19 protein-coding genes are annotated in these 21,577 nt (G+C 75.5%); 4 read left to right on the forward strand and 15 right to left on the reverse strand.

The window, feature by feature from the left end; translation table 11 throughout:
- The 13 genes from AB0A97_RS20160 to AB0A97_RS20220 all read right to left on the reverse strand — a co-directional run.
- Positions 1–495: hypothetical protein (locus AB0A97_RS20160; protein ID WP_361151535.1), on the reverse strand; the 495-nt coding region annotated here is incomplete at its 3' end.
- Positions 496–571: 76 nt separating this feature from the next.
- Positions 572–1,465 (reverse strand): glycosyltransferase, encoded by an 894-nt coding sequence (locus AB0A97_RS20165; RefSeq protein ID WP_361151954.1) that lies wholly within the window; start codon positions 1,463–1,465, stop codon positions 572–574.
- Positions 1,466–1,500: 35 nt separating this feature from the next.
- Complete coding sequence (rfaE2, locus tag AB0A97_RS20170) at positions 1,501–2,904, reverse strand: D-glycero-beta-D-manno-heptose 1-phosphate adenylyltransferase (protein ID WP_361151538.1); 1,404 nt, start codon at positions 2,902–2,904, stop codon at positions 1,501–1,503.
- A 34-nt stretch (positions 2,905–2,938) separates the two neighbouring features.
- Positions 2,939–3,586, reverse strand: coding sequence for an SIS domain-containing protein (locus AB0A97_RS20175; protein ID WP_361151541.1), 648 nt, complete (start codon positions 3,584–3,586; stop codon positions 2,939–2,941).
- A 151-nt stretch (positions 3,587–3,737) separates the two neighbouring features.
- The gene (locus AB0A97_RS20180) at positions 3,738–4,979 is read right to left on the reverse strand and encodes a glycosyltransferase (protein WP_361151543.1); all 1,242 of its coding nucleotides are present in this window, start codon (positions 4,977–4,979) and stop codon (positions 3,738–3,740) included.
- A complete protein-coding gene (locus tag AB0A97_RS20185; protein ID WP_361151545.1) occupies positions 4,976–5,941 on the reverse strand; it encodes a glycosyltransferase in 966 nt (321 codons plus the stop codon). Before AB0A97_RS20185 ends, AB0A97_RS20180 begins: the two co-directional genes overlap by 4 nt.
- On the reverse strand, positions 5,938–7,023 hold the full coding sequence (locus AB0A97_RS20190) for a glycosyltransferase family 9 protein (protein WP_361151547.1): 1,086 nt from the start codon (positions 7,021–7,023) through the stop codon (positions 5,938–5,940). Before AB0A97_RS20190 ends, AB0A97_RS20185 begins: the two co-directional genes overlap by 4 nt.
- Complete coding sequence (locus AB0A97_RS20195) at positions 7,020–7,604, reverse strand: HAD-IIIA family hydrolase (protein WP_361151956.1); 585 nt, start codon at positions 7,602–7,604, stop codon at positions 7,020–7,022. The genes AB0A97_RS20190 and AB0A97_RS20195 overlap by 4 nt, the downstream gene beginning before the upstream one ends.
- Before the next feature lie 114 nt (positions 7,605–7,718).
- A complete protein-coding gene (locus AB0A97_RS20200) occupies positions 7,719–8,774 on the reverse strand; it encodes a glycosyltransferase (protein WP_361151550.1) in 1,056 nt (351 codons plus the stop codon).
- A complete protein-coding gene (locus AB0A97_RS20205) occupies positions 8,771–10,552 on the reverse strand; it encodes a carbamoyltransferase C-terminal domain-containing protein (protein ID WP_361151553.1) in 1,782 nt (593 codons plus the stop codon). Before AB0A97_RS20205 ends, AB0A97_RS20200 begins: the two co-directional genes overlap by 4 nt.
- 116 nt (positions 10,553–10,668) lie before the next feature.
- Positions 10,669–11,631, reverse strand: a complete 963-nt coding sequence (locus tag AB0A97_RS20210) for a UDP-glucuronic acid decarboxylase family protein (protein WP_361151555.1) — start codon at positions 11,629–11,631, stop codon at positions 10,669–10,671.
- A gap of 240 nt (positions 11,632–11,871) precedes the next feature.
- On the reverse strand, positions 11,872–12,729 hold the full coding sequence (locus AB0A97_RS20215; RefSeq protein WP_361151959.1) for a polysaccharide pyruvyl transferase family protein: 858 nt from the start codon (positions 12,727–12,729) through the stop codon (positions 11,872–11,874).
- A gap of 127 nt (positions 12,730–12,856) precedes the next feature.
- Entirely contained in the window at positions 12,857–13,906 is a 1,050-nt protein-coding gene (locus AB0A97_RS20220; protein WP_361151558.1) for a glycosyltransferase family 9 protein, read from the reverse strand.
- A gap of 1,030 nt (positions 13,907–14,936) precedes the next feature.
- On the opposite strand from AB0A97_RS20220, the gene AB0A97_RS20225 reads away from it, so the two are divergent.
- Positions 14,937–16,205: an MFS transporter gene (locus AB0A97_RS20225; RefSeq protein ID WP_361151962.1), complete on the forward strand. Its 1,269-nt coding sequence runs from the start codon at positions 14,937–14,939 to the stop codon at positions 16,203–16,205.
- 162 nt (positions 16,206–16,367) lie between these two features.
- Here the strand turns inward: AB0A97_RS20225 and AB0A97_RS20230 are convergent, their stop codons facing one another.
- Entirely contained in the window at positions 16,368–16,562 is a 195-nt protein-coding gene (locus AB0A97_RS20230) for a DUF2795 domain-containing protein (protein WP_361151561.1), read from the reverse strand.
- Positions 16,563–16,808: 246 nt separating this feature from the next.
- Between AB0A97_RS20230 and AB0A97_RS20235 the strand changes: the two genes are divergently transcribed.
- From AB0A97_RS20235 to AB0A97_RS20245, 3 genes are all read left to right on the forward strand, one after another.
- The gene (locus AB0A97_RS20235) at positions 16,809–18,107 is read left to right on the forward strand and encodes an ATP-grasp domain-containing protein (RefSeq protein ID WP_361151564.1); all 1,299 of its coding nucleotides are present in this window, start codon (positions 16,809–16,811) and stop codon (positions 18,105–18,107) included.
- A gap of 60 nt (positions 18,108–18,167) precedes the next feature.
- Complete coding sequence (locus AB0A97_RS20240; protein WP_361151566.1) at positions 18,168–20,201, forward strand: CocE/NonD family hydrolase; 2,034 nt, start codon at positions 18,168–18,170, stop codon at positions 20,199–20,201.
- An 89-nt stretch (positions 20,202–20,290) separates the two neighbouring features.
- A complete protein-coding gene (locus AB0A97_RS20245; protein ID WP_361151569.1) occupies positions 20,291–20,797 on the forward strand; it encodes a metallophosphoesterase in 507 nt (168 codons plus the stop codon).
- 11 nt (positions 20,798–20,808) lie between these two features.
- Here AB0A97_RS20245 and AB0A97_RS20250 read toward each other — a convergent pair whose 3' ends face one another.
- Complete coding sequence (locus AB0A97_RS20250) at positions 20,809–21,576, reverse strand: sirohydrochlorin chelatase (protein ID WP_361151571.1); 768 nt, start codon at positions 21,574–21,576, stop codon at positions 20,809–20,811.
- Position 21,577: the final 1 nt, after the last annotated feature.

Raw genomic sequence — 21,577 nt, forward strand, 5'->3', positions numbered from 1 at the left:
TTCGGTCCTGGCGGTGCGGCTCGGGTCCTCGGTAGTGGCGGTGTGGCTGCCGTCCGTGGCCATGGCGGTGTGGCTGCCCTCCTCGGCCACGGCGGTGCGGCCGAAGTCCTCGGCTGCGGTGAAGCGGTCCGGGTCCTCGGCCATGGCGACACAGTTGCCGTCCTTCGCTATGAAGGTGCGGCTCGGCGCCTGGGCTATGGCGGGGCGGTCGGCGTCCGTGGCGATGGCGGTGTGGCTGCCGTTTTCGGTCCTGGCGGTGCGGCTCGGGTCCTCGGTAGTGGCGGTGTGGCTGCCGTCCGTGGCCATGGCGGTGTGGCTGCCCTCCTCGGCCACGGCGGGACGGCCGAAGTCCTCGGCTGCGGTGAAGTAGTCCGGGTCCTCGGCCATGGCGACACAGTTGCCGACCTTCACTATGGCGACGCGGCCCAGGGCCTCGGCCATGGCGGGACGCCCCAGGATCTCGGCCATGGTGACGCCCCCGCCGTCCTCGCTCATGGCGACGCGCCCCCGCCCCGGCCCCCACCCCCGCTCACGGCCCCGCGCCCGCGGTCGGGCAGACGAAGTTCCCTGGTCACGGCGTCAGCTCCAGCGTCCGCACCCGGCGTTCCACCAGCCCCGGCAGCAGCCGTCGGCGTGCCAGTGCGGCCGGGAGGCGGCGTACCGCCTCGCTCAGGGCCAGGCGTGCCTCCGGGTCCGTACGGCCGTCCAGTGCCAGGCGCAGCGTGTGTGCGAGGGCGTGCCGGAGCGGGCGGCGCAGCCAGGCGGTGAGCAGGGCGTTTCGGCGTACGCGGGCGGTGCGGCCGGGGCGGGGGGCGCCGCCCGCGCCGTCGGGTTCGTGCCGGGCGACGAGGGCGGGGCAGTAGGCGACGCCCCAGCCGCGCGCTTCGAGGTCCATGGCCAGCAGGGTTTCCTCGGCGCCGAAGTGGAGTACGGGGTGGTAGCCGCCGGCTTCCAGGAAGGCGTCCCGGCGGGCGACGGCGGCGCAGCCCAGGAAGCCGAGGACGGACGGTCCCGGCAGGTCGGGTTCGCGGCCGAGCGGGGAGGCGGCGAGGACCGCGTTGAGCGGGTCGGCGGCGGCGTCCGTACCGACGAGGGTGCTGGCGGCGGCCAGTCCCAGCCGGGGGTGCGCCGCGAACACCTCGGCGGCGCGGGCCAGGGCGCCGGGTTCCCACCAGGAGTCGTCGTCGCTGAACGCGACGAGCGGTGTGTCGAGGGCGGCGGCACCGTACGTACGGCCGACCGCGCCGAGGTTGCGGCCGGGGGTGAGGACCCGCACGGCGGGGAAGCGCGCGCGGACGGCGTCGGCGGTGCCGTCCGACGAGCCGTTGTCCACGACCACGACGGGAGGCGCTTCGGGCAGCCGCGTCACCCGTTCCAGCGTGCCGAGCAGGCGCTCGCGGCGGTTCCTGGTGATCATGACGATGCCCACGCGCGGGGCCTCGGGGGCACGTCGGCCGTCCGGCACGGTGCGGGTGGCCGGCAGTCCTGCCGCCGGGGCGGTCACGACCGGTACCCCGGGCCCGGCGCGGCGGCGCGGGCCGCCCGCCGGGCCAGCGCGGTCGTCGACCTGCCGTCCAGGTAGGGCAGGACGAGCGCCTGGCCGCCCCACTCCCGCAGGGTGGCCGCCTCCGGGAGTGCGTCCACGGAGTAGTCGCCGCCCTTGACCCACACGTCGGGCCGCAGCCGCCGCAGCAGTTCGACGGGGGAGTCCTCCTCGAACACCGCGACGGCGTCGACGCTGCCCAGCCCGGCCAGCACGCGGGTGCGGTCCGCCGCCCGGGTGAGCGGCCGCCCCGGGCCCTTGAGGCGGGTGACGGACGCGTCGGAGTTGACGCAGACGATGAGGCAGTCACCGATCCGCCGGGCGCTCTCCAGCAGACCGACGTGCCCGGCGTGCAGCAGGTCGAAGCAGCCGCCGGTGGCGACCACCGTCCCGCCCCTGGCCTGCACGGACCGGGCCAGCTCGAACGGGTCGGCGGGCCGCTCCGGGGCCGGCCGGTCCGGCGGCGGAGCGGTGCGCCACAGGGCGCGGTTGCCCGCGCCGCCCGCCGCGACGAAGGCGGCGGCCTCGGCGACGGCCCGTTGTACGGCCTCCTCGGGCAGCGCGCCGTCGGCCAGCGCGGCGGCCGCCGTGGCGGCGAAGCAGTCGCCCGCCCCGCAGGGGTCGCCGTCGGCCCGGTACGGCGCGGGCACCAGCATCGGCGAGTCGCTGCCCGCCCTGGCCAGCAGCGCGCCGCGTACGCCGAGCGTCACCGCGACGGCCGCGGCCCGCCATTCGGCGGCCAGTTGGGCGCCCCGTACGGCGCAGGCGCGCAGCGACCGGTCCTCGCTGGAGGTCAGGGCACGGGCCTCGGACGCGTTGGGCGTGACCAGCCGCGCGCCCGGTACGGGCGTGCCGCCCTTGGGGTGCGGGTCCCACAGCAGCGGGACCCGGTGCGCCACCTCGGCGAGCAGGCCGTGGACCGCCGCCGCGGTACCGCGCCCGTAGTCGGCGACCAGGACGGCGCGGGCCCCGGCGAGCGTCTCGCGCACCGCGGGGCCGGGCTCGCCCGGACGTCCGCCGCCGCGGTCGAACCGCACCAGGGGGCGGCCGGAGGCCATCACCCGCGTCTTCTCGGGGAGCCCGCCGTCGAGGGGGAGCTCCACCAGGCGTACGGTCCCGCGCAGGGCGCGCCGTACCGCCTCGCTCGCCGGGTCCGGGCCCAGCGCGGTCACCAGGACCACGTCGCGCCCGGACCGCGCGGCGAGCGCGGCGGCGAGGCCGGCGCCGCCCGGCCGGCTGCGGTCGTCGGTGACGTCCACGACGGGTGCGGGCGCGTCCGGCGCCAGGCGCGAGGCGTCACCGTCGATGTCCCGGTCGAGGAGGACGTCGCCCACGACCACCAGAGGCCGACGGTTCCTCATGACCGCCTCCCGGGCGCGTCGCCACGGCGGGCGTTCACAGCGCGCCGTCCCGGTCCGCCACCGCGGCTTCCAGCGGGACGACCGCCGTGCCCTGCGCGGGCCGGGGCGCGCCACCGACGGCGTCGAAGTGCTCGCACAGGATGTGCACCGCGATCAGGTGCGCCTCCTGGACGGTCGCGCTGCTCGGGGAGTCCACGCACACCGCTTCGTCGGCGGCGTCGGCCAGCGGGTTGGGCCGGGGGCCGGTCAGTGCCCAGACCCGTAGCTCGGCGTCCCGCGCGGTCTCGGCGGCGGCCAGCAGGTTGTCGCTGCGGCCGGAGGTGGACAGCAGCAGGAGGACGTCGCCGGGGCGGCCGTGCGCGGCGACCTGCCGGGCGAAGACCTGGTCGAAGCCGTAGTCGTTGCCGATGGCGGTGACGCTGGAGGTCTCGGCGTGCAGCGCGATGGCGGAGTAGGCGGGCCGGTCCTGCTGGTAGCGGCCGACGAGTTCGGCCGTCAGGTGCTGGGCCTGGGCGGCGCTGCCGCCGTTGCCGGCGGCGAGCAGCCGGCCGCCGACGGGCAGTACGGCGCCGAGGTGGGTGCCCCACTCGGCCAGCCGGCGCAGGCTGTTCCGGCGCAAGGTGCGCACCGCGTCCTGGAGCGACTGGCAGTGGCGGTGTGCGGCGTCAAGGGGTTGGCTCATGGTCGTCGGGCTCCCGGGCGCCGGTGGCGCTGGGGCCCGCACCTCCTTCGTACGTCTGCGGCGGGGACAGGGCGTCGGACGGCGACGAGGGACAGCCCGGGGGACGGACGCGGTGCCGGGCCGGTCGAACGGCGGGGCGCGCGGCCGGTGGTCACACCACCTCGGTGACGGCGGCGGGCCGCGGGCTCAGGACACCGAGGTAGACGGCTTCGGTGCCGGCCGCGACCTGTTCCCAGCCGTACCGGGCCAGTACCCGGCGGCGGCCGGCGGCGCCGCAGGCGGCCCGTACCGCGCCGTCCAGGAGCAGTTCGCCGACGGCGCGGGCCAGCGCGGCCGGATCGCGGGGCGGTACCAGCCGCCCGCAGTCCGGGTCGGACACGGTGTCCAGCTGGCCGCCGACGGCGGTGGCCACGACCGGTGTGCCGCAGGCCATGGCCTCCAGCGGCACGATGCCGAACGGCTCGTAGTCCGCCGGGCACAGCACCACGTCGGCGGCGCGCAGCAGTTGCGGTACGTCCTCGCACCGCACGCCGCCGGTGAAGCTCACCCGGTCCGCGACCCCGGCGGCGCGGGCCAGTCCGCGCAGCCGCCGTACCTCGGGGTCCTGGTCCACCCGGTCCGCGGGCGGCCCCCCGGCGATGACGAGCCGGGCCTCGGGCAGCCGGGCCAGCGCGGCGATGGACACCTCGGCGCCCTTGCGCGGGACGAGCCGGCCGAGCTGGAGGAGCAGCGGGCGCCGCGTGCCGTGGTCGGCGGCCGGCCCGTCGGGGGTGAAGCGCGCCGTGTCGACCCCGCACGGCACCACGTCGATCTTGCTCTCCGTGATGCCCATCCGGCCCAGTTCGGTGACCTCGTCCCGGCAGGTGGCGATCACCCGGTGGCAGCCCTCGCCGATCGCGGTCTCGTCGGTGACGCGGGAGCGCGGGCTGGTGTCGGAGTCCTGCTGATGGCGCCGCTTGACGGTGCCCAGGGCGTGGTACGTGTGGGCCAGCGGCAGTCCCAGTTCACGGGTCGCCCGCAGCGCGGCCAGGCCGGACATCCAGAAGTGCGAGTGGACCACGTCCGGCGCCCGTACCCGCCACTGTCCGGCGAGATGGTCGCCGAACGCCGGCATGTACGGCAGCAGCGCGTCCTTGGGCACGTGCCGCGGCGGCCCGGCGGGGACGTGCCGGACCCGTACGCCGGGCCGCAGCACGACCTCGTCCGGCGGTTCGGGGGAGTCGCGCCGGGTGTACACGGTCACCCGGTGCCCCCGGTCGGCCAGCGCGCCGGCCAGGCGCGCGACATGGACGTTCTGGCCGCCCGCGTCGACGCCGCCGAGGACCGCCAGCGGACTGGCGTGCTCGGACACGAGCGCGACGGACAGGCGCGGGACGGTGCCGGGCGAAGTCATGCGGACACCTCCGTGAGGACGCGTTCCCAGTCGTGCAGGAAGCGCTTCAGCCCGTACCGCTCCAGCGCCGCCTGGCGGGCCCGCGCGCCGTCCTCGGCCGCCGCGTCGGGGTCCTCCAGGTACGTCCGGGCGGCCCGGGCCAGGGTCTCGGGCCGGTTGGAGAGCGTGCCGGTGCCGGGCAGCACCGCCTCGGCGGCCTCGGTGGTGGCGAGGGCCACCACCGGCATCCCCAGGTGCATGGCCTCCAGGAGCGACAGGCCGAGCGAGGTCCAGCGCACCGGGTGCAGGTAGAAGCGGCGCTGCGCCATCGCCTCGTGCAGTTCGGCCTGCGGGAGGTCGGCCGTGCGGCAGCGGTCCGGGGGCAGGCCGAGGTGTGCGGCGAGCCCTTCGGTGCGCATGCCGAAGACGTCCAGCGGGGCGGCTTCGGCCAGTGCGGGCAACAGGTCGGTGCCGACCGTACGGCCGCGGCGGACCGGCTCGTTGGTGACGACGGCGGCCCGCGCGAGCCGGCCGGTGTACTGGTGGCCGGGGTCGACGATGCCGTGCTCGATGACTTCCGTACGGGTGCCGCCGCTGTCCCAGAACAGCCGGTTGAAGTGGGTGACGTGCACCAGGACCAGGTCGTCGCGGTCGGCGCACGGGTGGCGGGTGTGCGGCACGTCGCCGTCCGGCGCGTTGTGCTCCAGGTAGACGGCGGGCACGTCACGGCCGGGGCGGCGCCCGCCCAGCCAGCGCTCCGCCAGCCCGGCCTCGTGCGGCCGTTGCAGGACGACCAGGTCGACGGGGGCGTGCCGCAGCTCGGCCGGGGTCTTCTCGACCACCGAGTCGGGCCAGGGGAAGGTACGGGCCCGGCCCAGCCCGTCGGGACCGCGGTCCGGGGTGACCGGCACCAGGTAGGTGTGCGGTCCCTGGACGAACGCGGTCGTCCAGGACCCGTGGACATGCCAGAGCAGGATGTTCATACAGTCGCACCTCGTTCGGTGTCGGTCGCGGACCGGGCGGGCCCGGCCGCGGGCGGTGCCGGCGGCCGGCCGGGGCCGGTCAGCCGGGACACGGCCGCGAGCAGCGCGGTGTCGCTGACCGTGTCGAGACAGGGGTGGCCGGGCACCGGGCACCGCCGGGCGCGGCTGCCCGCGCACGGCGCCTCCTGGTCGCCGAGCAGGACGTGCGGCACCCTGTACGGCGCCCACAGCAGCGCGGGGACCACCGGCGCGAACAGGCAGACGACCGGCGTCCCCACGGCCGCGGCCAGGTGCGCGGGACCGGTGTTGCCGACGACCACCGCCCGCGCGCGGGCCAGTACCCCGGCGAGCTGGTGGGCGTCGGTGCGCCCGCCGAGGTCCAGCGCGTGGCCGCCCGCGACGGCGGCGGTCAGGTCCCGTTCGCCGGGGCCGCCGGTGACGATCACCCGGTGCCCCGCCGCGCTCAGCGCGCCCGCCGCCCGCGTCGCCCGCGCCGCGCTCCAGGCGCGGGCCGGCACGGCGGCTCCCGGGTGCAGCACCACGTACGGGTCGCCGCCGGTCAGCGGCGTGGTGTCGGGCGGCGGGAGGACGCCCAGGGCGCCGTCGTCGTCCGGCGGCAGGGCGAACCCGGCGTCCCGCGCCAGGTCCAGCGCGGCCTCGGCCTCGTGCCGCTCCGGCTTGCGGTGGTGCCGCAGGTCCAGGAGGGCACCGGGATAGTCCACGCTGTCCGCCGCGATCCAGCCGATCCCGGCCAGCTTGAGCAGCAGCGCCGCGGGCAACGGGCTCTGGTGGTACGACACGAGCACCAGAGCCCGGTCGAACCGGCCCGCCGCGAGGGTGTCCACCAGCGCCTCCGTGGCCTGCCGGTCCACCGGCCCGGGCCGCAGCCCCACCCACGGCGCGTCGTGCACGATCACCTCGTCCACGCCGGGCAGCAGCCGCGCCGCACGCTCGCCCGTCGGGCCGCACAGCAGCGCCGTGTACGAGGAGCCCGCCGCCACGGCGCGTACCGCCGGACCGGCCAGCAGCACATCGCCCGCGCTGTCCAGCCGCACGACGAGGGTGCGCGGGGCCGTGCTCATACGGCGCCCTCCCCGTCACCCGGGCCGCACAGCAACAGGCGTACGGCACCCGGCAGATCACCGGCGTACTCCGGCGCCGCCGCGACCTCCTCCGAGCGCGTCACCGGCGTCGGCACGAGCACCCCGCGCGCGCCGGCGGCCCGCGCCGCGTCCACATCGGCGCCGATGTCGCCGACCACGGCGGCCCGCGCGGGGGAGACACCGAGGGACGCGCAGGCCGCGAGGATCAGTCCGGGCGCGGGCTTGCGGCAACCGCAGCCGTCACCGGGCCCGTGCGGGCACACCGCCCAGACGCCGAACGGCCCGAGCCGGTCCTCGACTTCCTCCCGTACGGCCGCGACCTGCGCGCTGCTCAGCAGGCCGCGTGCGACGCCGGACTGGTTGCTCACCACGCCCACCGCCAGACCACGCGCCCGTACGGCGTCCAGCGCCGCGCGCGCTCCGGGCATCGGCTCGACCAGCGCAGGGTCACCGTTGTACGGCACGTCGGCCACCAGCGTCCCGTCCCGGTCGAAGAGCACCGCCTCCAACGGGCCTGCGGCGCCTGGCCGCTGCCGCCCCGCGAGCACCGGTACCGGCACCCGCGCCGGAGCACTCCGCCCCGGCGCGTACAGCCACAGACGCCCGGGCTCCTCGCGGCCCGCCACCGGGGCAGCGACTGCCGTGGCCCCCTGCTCCCTGTCCGCGCCCACGGGTTACACCCGCTCCGGAACCGGCTGCGGCTCGGCCAGCGGCGCGACGGGCGCCGGCCGGACACCCAGCGGCGCCACCCGGCGGTGCCGCACCAGCCCGCGCAGCCAGTGCCCGGCGGCCGCCGACGGGATGAGCGCGCTGGTCACCGCCATCGTGACCACCTCGTCCCGGGTACGGGGCCCCGGTGCGATCCGCGCCCACGCGAACTCCGCCGTCCCGCCCAGCCACACCCCGGCCAGCGCCAGCGCCGCCCGGCGCCGCCCGGCCGCGGCACAGGCCAGCGAGGCCCCGGCCGCCGCCGTCACCGCCAGGTGCCACGGCAGCCGGCCGCGCGGCGCGTCCGCGTGGTGCCACCAGTCCCGGCCGTGCTTACGGGTCATCAGGACGTCGTCGGCGTTGCCCGCCTGGAGCCGCACGGAGACCCAGCGGCCGGCGGGCCGCACCGGATGCGTGGTGCGGCGGGTGCCGGCCGCCAGCGTCCAGCCGGCCGCCAGGACCCGCAGCGCCAGGTCGGCGTCCTCCCGGAAGGCGCGCCGGAACCGCTCGTCGAAGCCGTCGACGGACTCCAGCGCGTCCCGCCGGTACGCCATGTCCGCGGTGATCCACTTGGCGGTGGCCAGTCCGGCGGTGTTGCGCTCCCAGTCCGTGGACCGGCGCTCCGGCGGCACCGGTACGGCGATCCGCGCGGTGATCCCGGCCGTCCGCGGTGACGCGGCGGCGAGATCGGCGGCCAGGTCCGTGCCCCAGGTGGGGCCGGGCACCACGTCGTCGTCGAGGAAGACCACCCACGGTGTCGCGTCCGCCGCCCGCCAGCCGGTGTTGCGGGCTGCCGCGGGCCCCCGCGCGCAGCCCGGCACGACCTTCGTACGGTCGCGGAGCGCCTCGGGGATCTCGGCCGGCAGCGGGGTGCAGTCGTCCAGCGGCCGGTCGTCCACCAGCACCACCTGGAGCGGCGGCGGGCCCTCGGCTTCGGCCAGCGCCCGCAGGCACGCCGTCAGGCTGGGCCGCCCGAGGGTGGGGATCACCACCGTGTGGTCGGCGGCGGTCGGCGAGGTCATCGGACCGCCCCCTCACCGCTGCCCGCGACCGGTGCCTCCACGGGCCGCGCCAGCCGGTCGTACGCGGCGGGCGCCAGCTCCTCCTCGATCCCGGCCGGGAAGGACAGCACCCCGGCACGGTGCGCCGACCGGTTCCCGGCGGCGAAGAACGCGTCCCGCCGTACCGCGAACGGGCCGATGGCCAGCAGGTCGACGGGGGTGGAACCGAAGCACTCCAGCGCGTCCCGCGGGTCGTCGACCATCGGGCGGCCCGCGGTGTTCAGACTCGTGTTGACGACGACGGGCAGCCCCGTACGCCGCTCGAACTCGGCCAGCATCCGGGCCACCAGCGGCTCGTCGGCCGGGTCCACCGTCTGGATGCGGGCGGTGCCGTCCACGTGCACCACGGCCGGGATGCGCTCCCGCCACTCCTTGGCCACGTCGTGCACGAACAGCATGTACGGGCTGGGCAGTTGGCCGTCGAAGATCCGGCCCGCCCGGTCGGCGAGCACCATCGGCGCGACCGGCCGGAACTGCTCACGGCCCTTGACGTCGTTGAGCCGTTCCAGGTTCGCGGAGTGCCCGGGGTGCGCCATCAGGGAGCGGTGGCCGAGCGCCCGCGGACCGTACTCCGAACGCCCCTGGAACCAGGCCACGATGGCGTTCTCCGCCAGCGCCTCGGCGACGGTCGCGGCGATGTCCGCCGGCCGCTCGAAGGGCACGGCGGCGGTCCGCAGCCACGCCTCCAGCTCCGTGTCGGACCAGCCGCGGCCGAGGTCGGCGCCGGGCATCGGCGCGGGCTCCTCGCCGCCCTGGGCACTCAGCAGCAGCGCGCCGCCGAGCGCGGTCCCGGCGTCACCGGCCGCGGGCTGCACCCACACCCGGGCGAACGGCCCCTCGCGCGCGATCCGGGCGTTGGCCACGCAGTTCAGCGCCACCCCGCCGGCCAGCGTCAGCACGCTGTCGTGCGTACGGCCGTGCAGCCAGCGGGCCAGGTCCAGCAGGGTCTCCTCCAGGACGAGCTGGGCGCTGGCCGCGAGGTCGGCGTGCGCCTGGCTCCACGGCTCGTCCGGGTGGCGCGGCACGCACAGGTCGCTCCACGGCACGTGCGCGGCGTGGAAGCCGCCGTCGCCGGTGGGGTACACGTAGCGGCGCAGTTCGGGCAGCATCCGCGGGGTGCCGTACGAGGCGAGCGCCATCACCTTGAACTCGTCGCAGGAGCGCAGGAATCCGAGGTGCGCGGTCAGCTCCTCGTAGACCAGGCCGAGCGAGTGCGGCAGCTCCTGCCCGTACAGCGGCTCCAGCTTGCCCTGGACGCGCTGTGCGGCCAGGTGCGAGGTCGCCTCGCCGCGGCCGTCGAGCACGAGCACCGAGGAGCTGTCGGCGTCCGGCGCGCCGAACGCGGCGGACGCGGCGTGTGCCATGTGGTGCGGTACGTAGCGCACCCGCTGCGGGTCGAGCCCCGGCAGCGCGGTCTTGAGGAACCCGGGGGCCTCGCGCGCGTACGTCAGGCGCAGGTGGTCCCAGGGGTCGTCCAGGCCCATCTGGTCGGCGGGCCGGGCGAGCCGGGGGTCGAAGGAGTACGCCACCGCGTCCAGGTCCTCCGGGCGCAGGCCGGCCGTGGCCAGGCACCAGGCGGCGGCCTGGTCGGGCGTCTCCCAGGCGGAGAAGGGCACCGGCCGCTTGCCGTGCTTACGTCGGGAGAAGCGTTCCTCTTCGGCGGCGGCCACGGTCTGCCCGTCGACGACGAGAGCGGCGGCGGGGTCGTGGAAGAGCGCGTTGATGCCGAGAATGCGCATGGGGTTTCGCTGGCCTTTCGTCGGGATGGACGGCGCCCGGCCCGCCGCCCGGTCTCGGCCGGGACGGCCGCACGCCGCGGGCTCCGGCCCCGGGACGGCCGGAACCGGAGGCGGTGTCAGGCCCCTTGCCGCTTGCGGAACCACGCGACGGTGCGCGCCAGGCCGTCCCGGTGCGCCACTTCGGGCTCCCACTGGAGCTTGCCGCGGGCCATCGTGATGTCGGGGCAGCGGACCGCGGGGTCGTCGGTGGGCCGCTCGATGTACCGGACCGGGGAGCGGGAGCCGGCCAGTTCGGTGATCAGCCGGGCGAGTTCGAGCATGGTGATCTCGACCGGGTTGCCCAGGTTGACCGGTCCGCGCAGGTCGGAGGCGGCCGCCGCGAGGATGCCCCGGACGGTGTCGTCCACATGGCACAGCGAGCGGGTCTGCAGCCCGTCCCCGGTGACGGTGAGCGGCTCCCCGGCCAGCGCCTGCCGGATGAACGTCGGCACGGCGCGGCCGTCGTGGCCCCGCATCCGCGGCCCGTAGGTGTTGAACAGCCGCACGATGCCGGTGTCGGTGCCGTGGGTGTTCGCCTCGGCCGTGGTCAGCGCTTCCCCGAAACGTTTCGCCTCGTCGTACACGCTGCGCGGGCCGACCGGGTTGACGTTGCCCCAGTAGGTCTCGCTCTGCGGATGCTGCTGCGGGTCGCCGTAGACCTCGGAGGTCGACGCGAGGACGAACCGCGCCCCGTGCGCCCGCGCCACGGCGAGCGCGTTGCGCGTCCCGAGGCTGCCGGTGTCCAGCGTGTGCAGGGGCAGCCGCAGGTAGTCGGCGGGGGAGGCCGGGGAGGCGAAGTGCAGGACGAGGTCCACTTCGCGGTTGATCCGGAACGGCTCGGTGACGTCGGCCTCCACGAACGTGAACCCGGATATCCCCCGTAGCTGGGCGATGTTCTCCGCTGTTCCGGTGCTCAGGTCGTCGACGCAGGTGACGGAGGCGCCCTGGGCCAGCAGTGCGGTGCACAGGTGCGAACCGACGAAACCCGCGCCGCCGGTCACCACGGCGTGTTTCCAGTTCCGGGAAAGAGCGGCGTTCATGGGACTCCCTCAGCTAGGGGTTTGCCCCGAATCGGGTGCCTCGCCTGCTTCAGGAAAAACGTCACGCTAGGCGACACTGCGACCCTCTGCGACATGTCTTATGGTGAAAAGTCGCTCTCCCGGCAGCTCCCGCTACCCGGTCGGCCGCCTCCGGGCCGCAGGCCCCCCGGCGACCGGCGACACCACGTACGGAGCAGCGCACTTCCCCGGCGAGCCCTGGGGACGACGGCCGCCCCACAGTCACCCGTACGGCTGGGCCAGGCACCGCAGCAGCCCGTCGAGCAGCCCGCCGCCGCCCGGCCGGACCGTGTACCGCGCCGCCCGGGCCCGGCCCCGCTCCGACAGGCACCAGGCCAGCAGCCGGTCCAGCTCGGCCGCGCCCGCCTGCTCGCAGCGCAGCACCGCGGGCCAGTCCAGCGCCGCCGCCTGGGCACTCACCTTAGCGCCGCCCTCGACGGGGTCCACGGCGAGCGCCGGCGTGCCCGCCCGCAGCGCCAGGACCATGCCGTGCAGCCGGGTGGTCACCACCACGTCCAGCCGGGCCAGTACGGCGTGCAGTTCGTCCGGCGTCGCGGGCAGCCGCCAGTCACGCGCGTCCAGGCGGGTGTCCATCGGCAGGCGCGCCGCCTCGACGGTGACCAGCCAGTCCGTCAGCACGTCGCCGACCTCGCGGTGCCGGCGGCGGGCGCCGTACTCGTGCTGCCCGCCGGTCAGGACGACGCCGACGAGCGGAAGACCGGACGCCGCCGGAGCCCGCAGGCTCAGATCCCGCGCCCCGGCCGGCTGCCCGGCGGCGTCGCGGGGCAGGACGTCGTCGAAGCGGGTCACCGCCGGATCGTCCGGGTCGGGTACGGACACGCCGACGGCCACCCGGCGGCACCCCGCGAACCGGTCGTGCAGCGCGAGCAGCGGACTCGGCCCGCCGTCCGGCGGGGGACGGGAGTGCACCGGGCCGCAGGCGAAGACGAGATCGGTGTACCGGGCGGGATCGGCGCCGTCCAGATGCAGCGCGCCCGGCCGGAACGCCGGCGACCAGGCCGTGTCGTACGCGACCCCGGCACCGTCCAGCGCGGCCTGCACGGCCTCGGCCGCGAGCATGTCGCCGGCCGTCACCTCGCCGTGCAGAAAGCTGAACCAGCCGGTGAGCAGGACCCGCGGCGGGCGGCCTCCGGTCACAGCGCCGCCCGCACGGAAGCCCCGGCGGCGCTCCGCGCTCCCGGCACCCTCACAGCACCGGCGCCGCGACCGGCCGCTCCGGAACCCGGACGGGCTCGGGCAGCCGCGCCACGGCCCTCAGCACCTCCGCCGCGGTGATCCGGAGCAGCCGCCCGTCCGGCTGATCGCCGTGCGCGTCGCCGGGGCGCGCCCGGTCCAGGTGGCCCGGGTGCCACAGCACCTGGTGCCGGGGCGTCCGGGGCGGGCCCCACAGCCGCGGCGCCACCGGGCCGAAGAGCACCACGGACGGCGTGCCGAGGGCGCTGGCCAGGTGCGCGAGCCCGGTGTCGCCCACGATCACCGCACGGGCCCCGGCGACCAGCGCCGCCAGCTCCCCGAACGGCACGTCCGCCGCGCCCCCCAGCACGGCCGACGGCGGCAGCCCCGCCTGCGCGGCGACCTGCCGGGCGAGCGGGCCCTCGCCGGCACCCGCGGTGACGATCACCCGGCGCCCCGCCCGGTGCAGGGCGTGCGCCACCGCGGCGAACCGTTCCGGCGGCCAGCGGCGCGCCCCGGCGTCCGCCCCCGGGTGCACCACGACAGCGCCGGGCGCGGGGGAGGGCTCCGAGGGCGCCCCGATGCGCAGATCCTCCGGGTCCGCCGGAATCCCGTACCAGGTCAGCAGACGGCACCAGCGGCTGCGCTCGTGCTCGTCCTCGCGCCAGACCGGGCCCGCGATCCGCGGGGTGGCCGGATGCGCGTACGCGAGCAGCCGCGCCGGGCGCAGCGCCTGTAGCGGCAAGTGGCTGGCGGGCCCGTTGCCGTGCAGGTCGACGGCGACGGCAGGCGGCGGGCCGGTCCAGTCGATCACCTGCGGCACGCCGCGGGCGGGCGCCGACGCGGGCAGGAGCCGGTCGACCACGCCCGTGGCCGCGGCGGCCTCGCCGAGACGGCGGGGGGCCGCCAGCACCAGCTCGTGCAGCGGATGGGCGGTGCGCAGGGCCCGCAGGGCGGGCACCGCCGTCAGCAGGTCCCCGAGACCGAGCGCCCTGAGCACCAGGATGCGAGGCCGCTCGGACGAACGGAACGGATCACGCGGACGGGGGCGGGCCGGGGCCATACGGGTGCCTCCTCGGCATTCCAACGTGCCCATCGACGCCGGACCCCCGGCGCGGGGCGGTACGGGACAGCGCGGGCCCGCCTCCACGGCAAGCCCCGCTGCACTCCAATGTGCGGGTGGCGGGTGCGGGCCGCGACCGGGGGAGGCTTTCGTTGTCATGGGTTCACCCGGCTCTTGCGTACACCCGCGACGCCGCCGGGTTCACGGAGGTTCGGGGACGCGGGCTTCGGTGCGGCTACGCCCGGGTAGGCCCCCGGTGGGGGGATGTGAGCGTTCACCCCGTATGGCGGGCGGTTCGGCCCAGGTTCGGTTCGGGCGTGAGCTTCGGCCCCGGCCCGGCCCTGATCCGGCGCGGCGGCCCCTGCCCCGGCTTCGCCGACCTCCCCGGCTACGGTCTCCCCGGCCCCGGCCCCGGCCCTCGGCCCCCGGGCTACGGTCTCGTCGGCCCCCGGCTACGGCCCCCGGGCTACGGTCTCGTCGGCCCCCGGCCCCGTTCTCGCCAACCCGTAGGCCCCCGACCGCCCGGCCCGGATCTCCCCGAACCACCCCTGTGAGCAACCCCACCCACCCCCTTAACCCCTTGCGGCACACGGGATCGAGGGGCCTCGCGCGCGTCCACGGCGCGACCACCTCCCGGCCGGGTGTTCCCCCGGTCGGGAAGCGTCTGTGAAGATGGCACATTGCTGCGCCTGAGAGGGTCCGTCGCCACGGACCGGGAGAGGCCGGCATTCCGACCGAATCGGTGCCCACGCCGCACGCAGACGTGCCCCGTGCCCGCCGAGCCGCGCTCCGAGCCTGCTGGGCTCTTCACGAAGTTTCTGCCGCTGTGTCTTCTTCCGTCCGTTCCGCTGCCCGTGTCCCGGCGCAGGCGGATTCTCACGCAACGATTCCCGCACCGGAAACCCCCGAAACAGTCGAAACCGAAAAAAATGTGCGTCGCCGCGCCGGTGGCTACCGGTACCTCCTGGGCCGCAAGGCCAAGGGCGACGGCGGCGACCACGCGCCGTGGCGCTCCCTGCGCTACCGCAGCATGCGCTGGTGGTCGGTGGCGAACCTGGTGTCCAACGCCGGCACCTGGATGCAGCTCACCGTGCAGAACCTGCTGGTGCTGCAGCTCACCGGCTCCGCCGCGGCCACCGGTCTGTCGCTGTCCGTGCAGGCCGGGCCCGGACTGGTCATGGGCCTGTTCGGCGGTGCCGCCGTGGACCGCTGGCCGCGCAAGCTCACCGCCGGGCTGAGCCAGGCCGTACTGGGCCTGGTCGCCTTCACGACCGCGGCCCTGGTCGCGACCGGCCAGCTCAACTACGGGCTGCTGATGGCGCTGGCCGCCGTCACCGGCCTGATCGCCACGATCGACGGACCCGCCACCGCCCTGCTCGGCAACGACCTCGTGCGCCGGGAGGACGTGCCGTCCGCCATCGCGGTCGGCTCGCTGGTGCACAGTGTCGGGCGCCTCGGCGGTACGGCCCTGGCGGGTGTCGCCGTCGGCTTCCTGGGCACCGGTGCCGCCTACGCGGCCAACGGGGTGTCCTTCCTGTTCGTCGCGGCCGTCATCCCCTTCCTGCGACCGGTCGGCGAGGCCTTGCGGGCGCCCGCGAAGTCCTCGCGGGCCACCGAGAAGGCCGTGGAGGCCGTGGGCGCGCCGGAGGAGGAGATCGGCGACCGGGCCAGGGACGGGCTGGCGTTCTTCATGCGCCGTCCGCGCCTGGTCGCGCTGGCCGCCATCACCGGGCTGAGCGCGATCTTCGGCCGTAACTACCAGCTGACCCTGGCGGTCCTGGTCACCGGCCCGCTGGCGGCGGGCGCCGGAGCGTTCGGCACCGTCTCCTCGGTGCTGGCGGCGGGCGGCATCGTCGGCGCGATCCTCGCGGCCCGGCTCCGCAACCCCTCCGTCAAGCTGGTCGGCGCGCTGGCCGCCGCCGGTGCGCTGCTCCAGGTCTTCGCCGGACTGTCGCCGTCGCTGATCGTCCTGCTCGTCCTGGTGCTGCCCATGTCGGTGGTCGAGTCGGTCTCCGACACGGCCGGTACGACGGTGCTCCAGACGGACCCGCCCGCGAACATGCGGGGCCGGGTGCTGGGCGTGTGGCGCAGTGCGAGCACGGTGTGGGGCCTGGTGGCGCCGCCGCTGCTCGGCCTCCTGATGGAGGCGGTCGGAGCCCGGGGCGCCCTGGTGGCCGGCGGCCTGATCATCGCCGTGGCGATCGGCGCGGGCGCCCTGCTGCGCTCCCGCCGGCAGATCGCCTGGCTGGCGCCGGCGCCCGTCCCCGCCGTGGCGGCGGACTACCGGTCCGTGGCCTGAGGTGTGCCGGGCCTGCGAGGCAACCCTCCGGCCTGAGCGGCATGCCGCCACGGCCTGAGAAGCGTGCCGGGGCCGGCGGGACGACGCGTCCCGTCGGCCCCGGCGGCTTTCACCGGTCCGGTGGGGCGTCGCGCGCCCGCCCCCGGCTCGTCCGTACCCGGCTCACCGGCCCTTGAAGACGGCCTTCTCCACCTCGGCGGGGTTCTCGTAGCTCTTGCCGGGGATGTCGGAGATCTTGTCCATCATCTGGCGGCCCGCGTGGTTGCCCTCGGCGCAGGAGACCAGGTCGTCCTTGCTCGCCGGGTAGTGCGCGCCCTTGAGTGCCTTCTGGAGTTCGATCGGGTTGGTGTCGCTCATGGGTCCTCCGCTTGACGGGGGTGGGGTGGGCCGTCCGGCGGGCTGCCGGGCGGCCGCCCCTCCAGTACCCGGGCAATAGCGGATTAATCGGACAGGTGTCCTGGGGTCGGAAACCCCGCCTCCTCACCGCGTCACGCCGCCCACCAGCACTCTTGTCGCCGGCCGGCCGACTCCCCGGGGTTTGCCGCGATCGCGGCGGGTACTCGCGTGCCTCGCCGGACAGCGAGCGGCGAGGAGGATCACCCGGTGAGCCAGAAGAACATCTTTGTGATCGGCCTGGAGGCGGCCAACCTGCCCGCACTGCACGACGTTCCCGACGCGGACCGGTACCGCTTCCATCCGCTGCTCACCGTCAAGGAACTCCAGGTCGGCGAGGTCTCCGTACCCGACCTCCTGGACAAGGCCCAGCAACTGCTGGACTCCTTCGACGGCAGCATCGACGCCATCGTCGGTTACTGGGACTTCCCGGTCAGCACCCTCGTACCGATCCTGAGCGAGCGCTACGGCACCCGCAGCACCGGCCTGGAGTCGGTCGTCAAGTGCGAGCACAAGTACTGGAGCCGGCTGGAGCAGGAGAAGGCCGTCGACACCCATCCGCGCTTCGGCCGCGTCGACCTGCACGCGGACCCGCCGCGCCCGCCCGAGGGCGTCGGCTTCCCCATGTGGCTCAAGCCCGCCCTCGCGTACTCCTCGGAGCTGGCCTACGGCGTCCAGGACGAGACGGAGTTCCGGGCGGCTGTCGAGAAGATCCGCAAGGGCATCGGCCGCGTCGGCCAGCCCTTCGAGTACATCCTCGACCGCCTCGACCTCCCCCCGGAGATGGCGGGCGTCGGCGGGCAGGTCTGCCTGGCGGAGGAGGCGCTGTCCGGCATCCAGGTCGCGGTCGAGGGCTACGTGCACGACGGCGAGGTCACGGTCTACGGCGTCCTGGACTCCATCGACTACCCCGGCAGTTCGTCCTTCCTGCGCCACCAGTACCCCTCGACGCTCCCCGAGACCGTGCTGCGCCGGCTGCGCGAGGCCTCCGCCCGCGTGATGCGGCAGATCGGGATGCAGGAGGCCACGTTCAGCATCGAGTACTTCTACGACCCGCACACCGACGACATCAACGTGCTGGAGGTCAACCCCCGGCACTCCCAGTCGCACGCCGAACTCTTCCAGTACGTCGACGGCGCCCCCAACCACCACGCCATGCTCCGCCTCGCCCTCGGCGAGGACCCGTCGATGCCGCACCGCGAGGGCCGCTACCGGACGGCCGCCAAGTGGTACTACCGCTGGTTCGCCGACGGCGTCGCCCGCGCGGTGCCCTCCCAGGAGGAGATCGAGCGCATCGAGCGCGAGATCCCGGGCACGCGGATCCACGTGATTCCCGAGCCGGGCCAGCACCTGTCGGACATGGAGCAGCAGGACAGCTACAGCTTCGAACTGGCCCATGTCTTCACCGGGGGCGACAGTGAAGAGGAGCTGCGCGAGAAGTACGACCACTGCGTGGCGGCCCTGCACCTGGCCTGCGAGAAGGCCGGACCCGCCGGCCGGGACAGCTGAACCGGCGCGACCGGTCCGCCGGCCGCGCCGACCGCACGACAGCAAGGAGAAGGTCGCCCCATGCGCTTCGTGAGCAATCTGCCCTGCGCGACGACGGAGGAGGACCACGTCACCATCCCCGTCTCCGACGGCACCCGCCTGTCGGCGCGCATCTGGCGCCCCACGGCGTCCGACGAGGAACCGGTGCCGGCGGTGCTGGAGTACATCCCGTACCGCAAAGGCGACCTGACCGCCGTACGCGACTCGATCCACCACCCCTACATCGCCGGCCACGGCTACGCCTGCGTCCGTGTCGACCTGCGCGGCACCGGCGAGTCGGAGGGCGTCCTCAAGGACGAGTACCTGGAGCAGGAGCAGGCCGACGCCGAGGACATCCTCGCCTGGCTGGCCGACCAGCCCTGGTGCGACGGGAACACCGGCATGATGGGCCTCTCCTGGGGCGCCTTCGCCGCCCTCCAGGTCGCCGCCCGGCAGCCCGAGAGCCTGCGCGCCATCGTCATCGCGTCCTTCACCGACGACCGGTACGCCGACGACATGCACTACATGGGCGGCCAACTGCTCTCCGACAACCTCGCCGAGGCGGGCACCATGTTCGCCTACGCCACCTGTCCGCCCGACCCGGCCGTGGTCGGCGGCCGCTGGCGCGGGATGTGGCGCGAACGGCTGGAGCACACCGAGCCGTGGGCCCTGAACTGGCTGCGCCACCAGCGCCGCGACGACTACTGGCGGCACGCCTCGGTCTGCGAGGACTACAGCTCCGTACGCTGCCCGGTCCTCGCCTCCAGTGGCTGGGCCGACGGCTACTCCAACGCCGTGACCCGGCTGCTGGGCAACCTCGACGTCCCGCGCAAGGGCCTGATCGGCCCCTGGTCGCACAAGTTCCCCCATCTGGGGGAACCCGGGCCCGCGATCGGCTACCTCCAGGAAGTCGTGCGCTGGTGGGACCACTGGCTCAAGGGCGCCGACAACGGCGTCATGGACGGGCCGATGCTCAGCGCCTGGATGCAGGACAGCGTGCCGCCGTCCACGTCCTACGAGACCCGGCCGGGCCGCTGGGTCGGCGAGCCGGACTGGCCCTCCCCGCACGTCCGCTCCGTCGCCCGCCCGCTCTTCCGGCACCGCATCGGCGCCGATGGCGAGGAGTGCGGCGACCGCGACTGCAGGGTGCTGACCGTGCAGTCGCCGCTGTCCGTAGGCCAGTTCGCCGGCAAGTGGGCCTCCTACAACGCCCCGCCGGACCTCCCGTACGACCAGCGCGAGGAGGACGGCGGCTCGCTGGTCTTCGACAGCGACCGGCTCACCGACCGTGTCGAGATCCTCGGCTCGCCCACCGTCGAACTCGACCTGTCGGTCAGCGAACCGGTCGCCATGGTCGCCGCCCGCCTCACCGACGTGGCCCCCGACGGCCGGGCCACCCGGGTGACCTACGGCGTGCTCAACCTCGCCCACCACGAGACGGTCGGCGAGCCGGAACCCCTGGAGCCCGGCCGGCGCTACCGGGCCACCATCCAGCTCAACGGCGTCGCCCAGGCGTTCCCGCCCGGCCACCGCATCCGGCTGTCGCTGTCCACCTCGTACTGGCCGCTGGCCTGGCCGCCGCCCCGGCCCGCCATGCTCAGCGTCCACGAGGGCAGCAGCACCCTGACCCTGCCGGTACGGCCCACCACCGAACCGGACCGGCTGCCCCCGCGCCCGTTCGGCGAGCCGGAGGGCGCCCGGCCGCTCACCGTCACCCAGCTCACCCCGCCGGAGGAGCGCTGGGACGTCAAGCGTGACCTGGTCGGGTACACGTCCGAGCTGGAGATCGTCAAGGACCGTGGTCTGGCACGGCTGGAGGACACCGGCATGGAGGTCGGGCGGCGCGCCTACGAGCGGTACACCACCGTCGCCGACGACTTCACCTCCGCCACCGGCGAGACCCTGTGGACCATGCGCTTCCGGCGCGGCGACTGGGACGTCCGGGTGGTCACCCACCAGAAACTGCGGTGCTCCGAGAAGGAGTTCCACATCGACGCCACCCTGGACGGCTACGAGAACGACCACCGCGTCTTCTCCCGCACCTGGAACGAGACACTGCCGCGCGACTGCCTGTGAGGACACGAACGGCCGGGGGACGCGACCGCCCGTGAGGACACGCACGCCCGTGGGACGCGACCACCGGTGAGAGGAGCTACGGTCGGCCCGTGCGCCTGCTGCTGATGTCCGACACCCACCTGCCCAAGCGCGCCAAGGCCCTGCCGCCGGAGCTGCTGGAGCAGGTGGCGAGAGCCGACGTGGTCGTGCACGCCGGTGACTGGGTGGACACCGCCACCCTGGACCTGCTGGAGGAACGCTCCCGCAGGCTCGTCGGCGTGTACGGCAACAACGACGGCCCGGACCTGCGCGCCCGCCTGCCGGAGGTGGCGTACGCCGAACTCGGCGGGCTGCGCTGGGGCGTGGTCCACGAGACCGGCCAGAAGCAGGGCCGCGAACGCCGCTGCGCCGAGCGGTACCCGGACCTCGACGTCCTCGTCTTCGGCCACAGCCACATCCCCTGGGACACCACCACCGAGGACGGCCGCCTGCGCCTGCTCAATCCGGGCTCACCGACCGATCGCCGACGGCAGCCGTACTGCACGTACATGACGGCGCGGGTGGCATCGGGCCGGCTCACCGACGTACAACTGCACCGGCTGCCGCCGTGCGTCTGAAGGCGGCCCGGTCAGGCGATCAGCGCCGGTACTTCCCTGCGCAGGGCCTCGTCGTACCGCCGGGCCAGCAGACGGGCCAGTTCCGGCGCCGGGCCCAGGACGTCGGCGAGGATGTCGGCGCCCGCCTCCTCGGCGCCGTGCGCGATGCGGTCCGGGAGGCGGCCGGGGGCGATCACGTACGGGGCCACCGCCACCCGTTCGGCGCCCTCGGCCCGCAGGGCCCGTACGGCGTCGGCCGTGCGGGGGAGGGAGGCGGAGGCGAACGCAGGCCGCACGGCGTACCAACCGGTGGTACGCCGCCACTCCCGCGCGATGTCAGCGATCACTGCGATCGCCTCCGGGTCGGAGGAGCCCGCCGAGGCCAGCACGACCCCGGTCGAGCGCCGGTCGCCGGGCCGCAGCCCGGCCTCGGACAGCCGCCGGTCCAGCGCGGCGGTCAGCAGCGGGGACGGGCCGAGGACCTCGGCCCGGTGGACGGCCAGGCGCGGCAGCCGCGTGGCGGCCTCACGCAGGACCGCCGGGATGTCCGTCTTGGCGTGGAAGGCCCGGGTGAGCAGCAGCGGCAGGGCCACCACGTCCCGTACGCCGTCCGCCGCCAGCCGCTCCAGCGCCCGGGGCACACCCGGCGCATTGAAGTCGAGGAAGGCGACCTCGGTACGCAGGCCGGGGCGCAGCGCCCGTACTCGCGCGCAGAGCGCGGTGACGGCCGCCGCGTGCCGCGGGTCGCGGCTGCCGTGGGCGATGACGAGGAGGGCGGGGCGGGCCGGGCCGGTGTCCATG

The organism is Streptomyces sp. NPDC045470 (assembly GCF_040646595.1).
Classification (GTDB): domain Bacteria; phylum Actinomycetota; class Actinomycetes; order Streptomycetales; family Streptomycetaceae; genus Streptomyces.

Excerpts from the sequence above, each read along its gene's own strand:
- rfaE2 (WP_361151538.1), bottom strand. The coding sequence starts at position 2,904 with ATGAGGAACCGTCGGCCTCTGGTGGTCGTGGGCGACGTCCTCCTCGAC.
- AB0A97_RS20175 (WP_361151541.1), bottom strand. The coding sequence starts at position 3,586 with ATGAGCCAACCCCTTGACGCCGCACACCGCCACTGCCAGTCGCTCCAG.
- AB0A97_RS20180 (WP_361151543.1), bottom strand. The coding sequence starts at position 4,979 with ATGACTTCGCCCGGCACCGTCCCGCGCCTGTCCGTCGCGCTCGTGTCC.
- AB0A97_RS20185 (WP_361151545.1), bottom strand. The coding sequence starts at position 5,941 with ATGAACATCCTGCTCTGGCATGTCCACGGGTCCTGGACGACCGCGTTC.
- AB0A97_RS20190 (WP_361151547.1), bottom strand. The coding sequence starts at position 7,023 with ATGAGCACGGCCCCGCGCACCCTCGTCGTGCGGCTGGACAGCGCGGGC.
- AB0A97_RS20200 (WP_361151550.1), bottom strand. The coding sequence starts at position 8,774 with ATGACCTCGCCGACCGCCGCCGACCACACGGTGGTGATCCCCACCCTC.
- AB0A97_RS20205 (WP_361151553.1), bottom strand. The coding sequence starts at position 10,552 with ATGCGCATTCTCGGCATCAACGCGCTCTTCCACGACCCCGCCGCCGCT.
- AB0A97_RS20210 (WP_361151555.1), bottom strand. The coding sequence starts at position 11,631 with ATGAACGCCGCTCTTTCCCGGAACTGGAAACACGCCGTGGTGACCGGC.
- AB0A97_RS20215 (WP_361151959.1), bottom strand. The coding sequence starts at position 12,729 with ATGCTCGCGGCCGAGGCCGTGCAGGCCGCGCTGGACGGTGCCGGGGTC.
- AB0A97_RS20220 (WP_361151558.1), bottom strand. The coding sequence starts at position 13,906 with ATGGCCCCGGCCCGCCCCCGTCCGCGTGATCCGTTCCGTTCGTCCGAG.
- AB0A97_RS20225 (WP_361151962.1), top strand. The coding sequence starts at position 14,937 with ATGCGCTGGTGGTCGGTGGCGAACCTGGTGTCCAACGCCGGCACCTGG.
- AB0A97_RS20230 (WP_361151561.1), bottom strand. The coding sequence starts at position 16,562 with ATGAGCGACACCAACCCGATCGAACTCCAGAAGGCACTCAAGGGCGCG.
- AB0A97_RS20240 (WP_361151566.1), top strand. The coding sequence starts at position 18,168 with ATGCGCTTCGTGAGCAATCTGCCCTGCGCGACGACGGAGGAGGACCAC.
- AB0A97_RS20250 (WP_361151571.1), bottom strand. The coding sequence starts at position 21,576 with ATGGACACCGGCCCGGCCCGCCCCGCCCTCCTCGTCATCGCCCACGGC.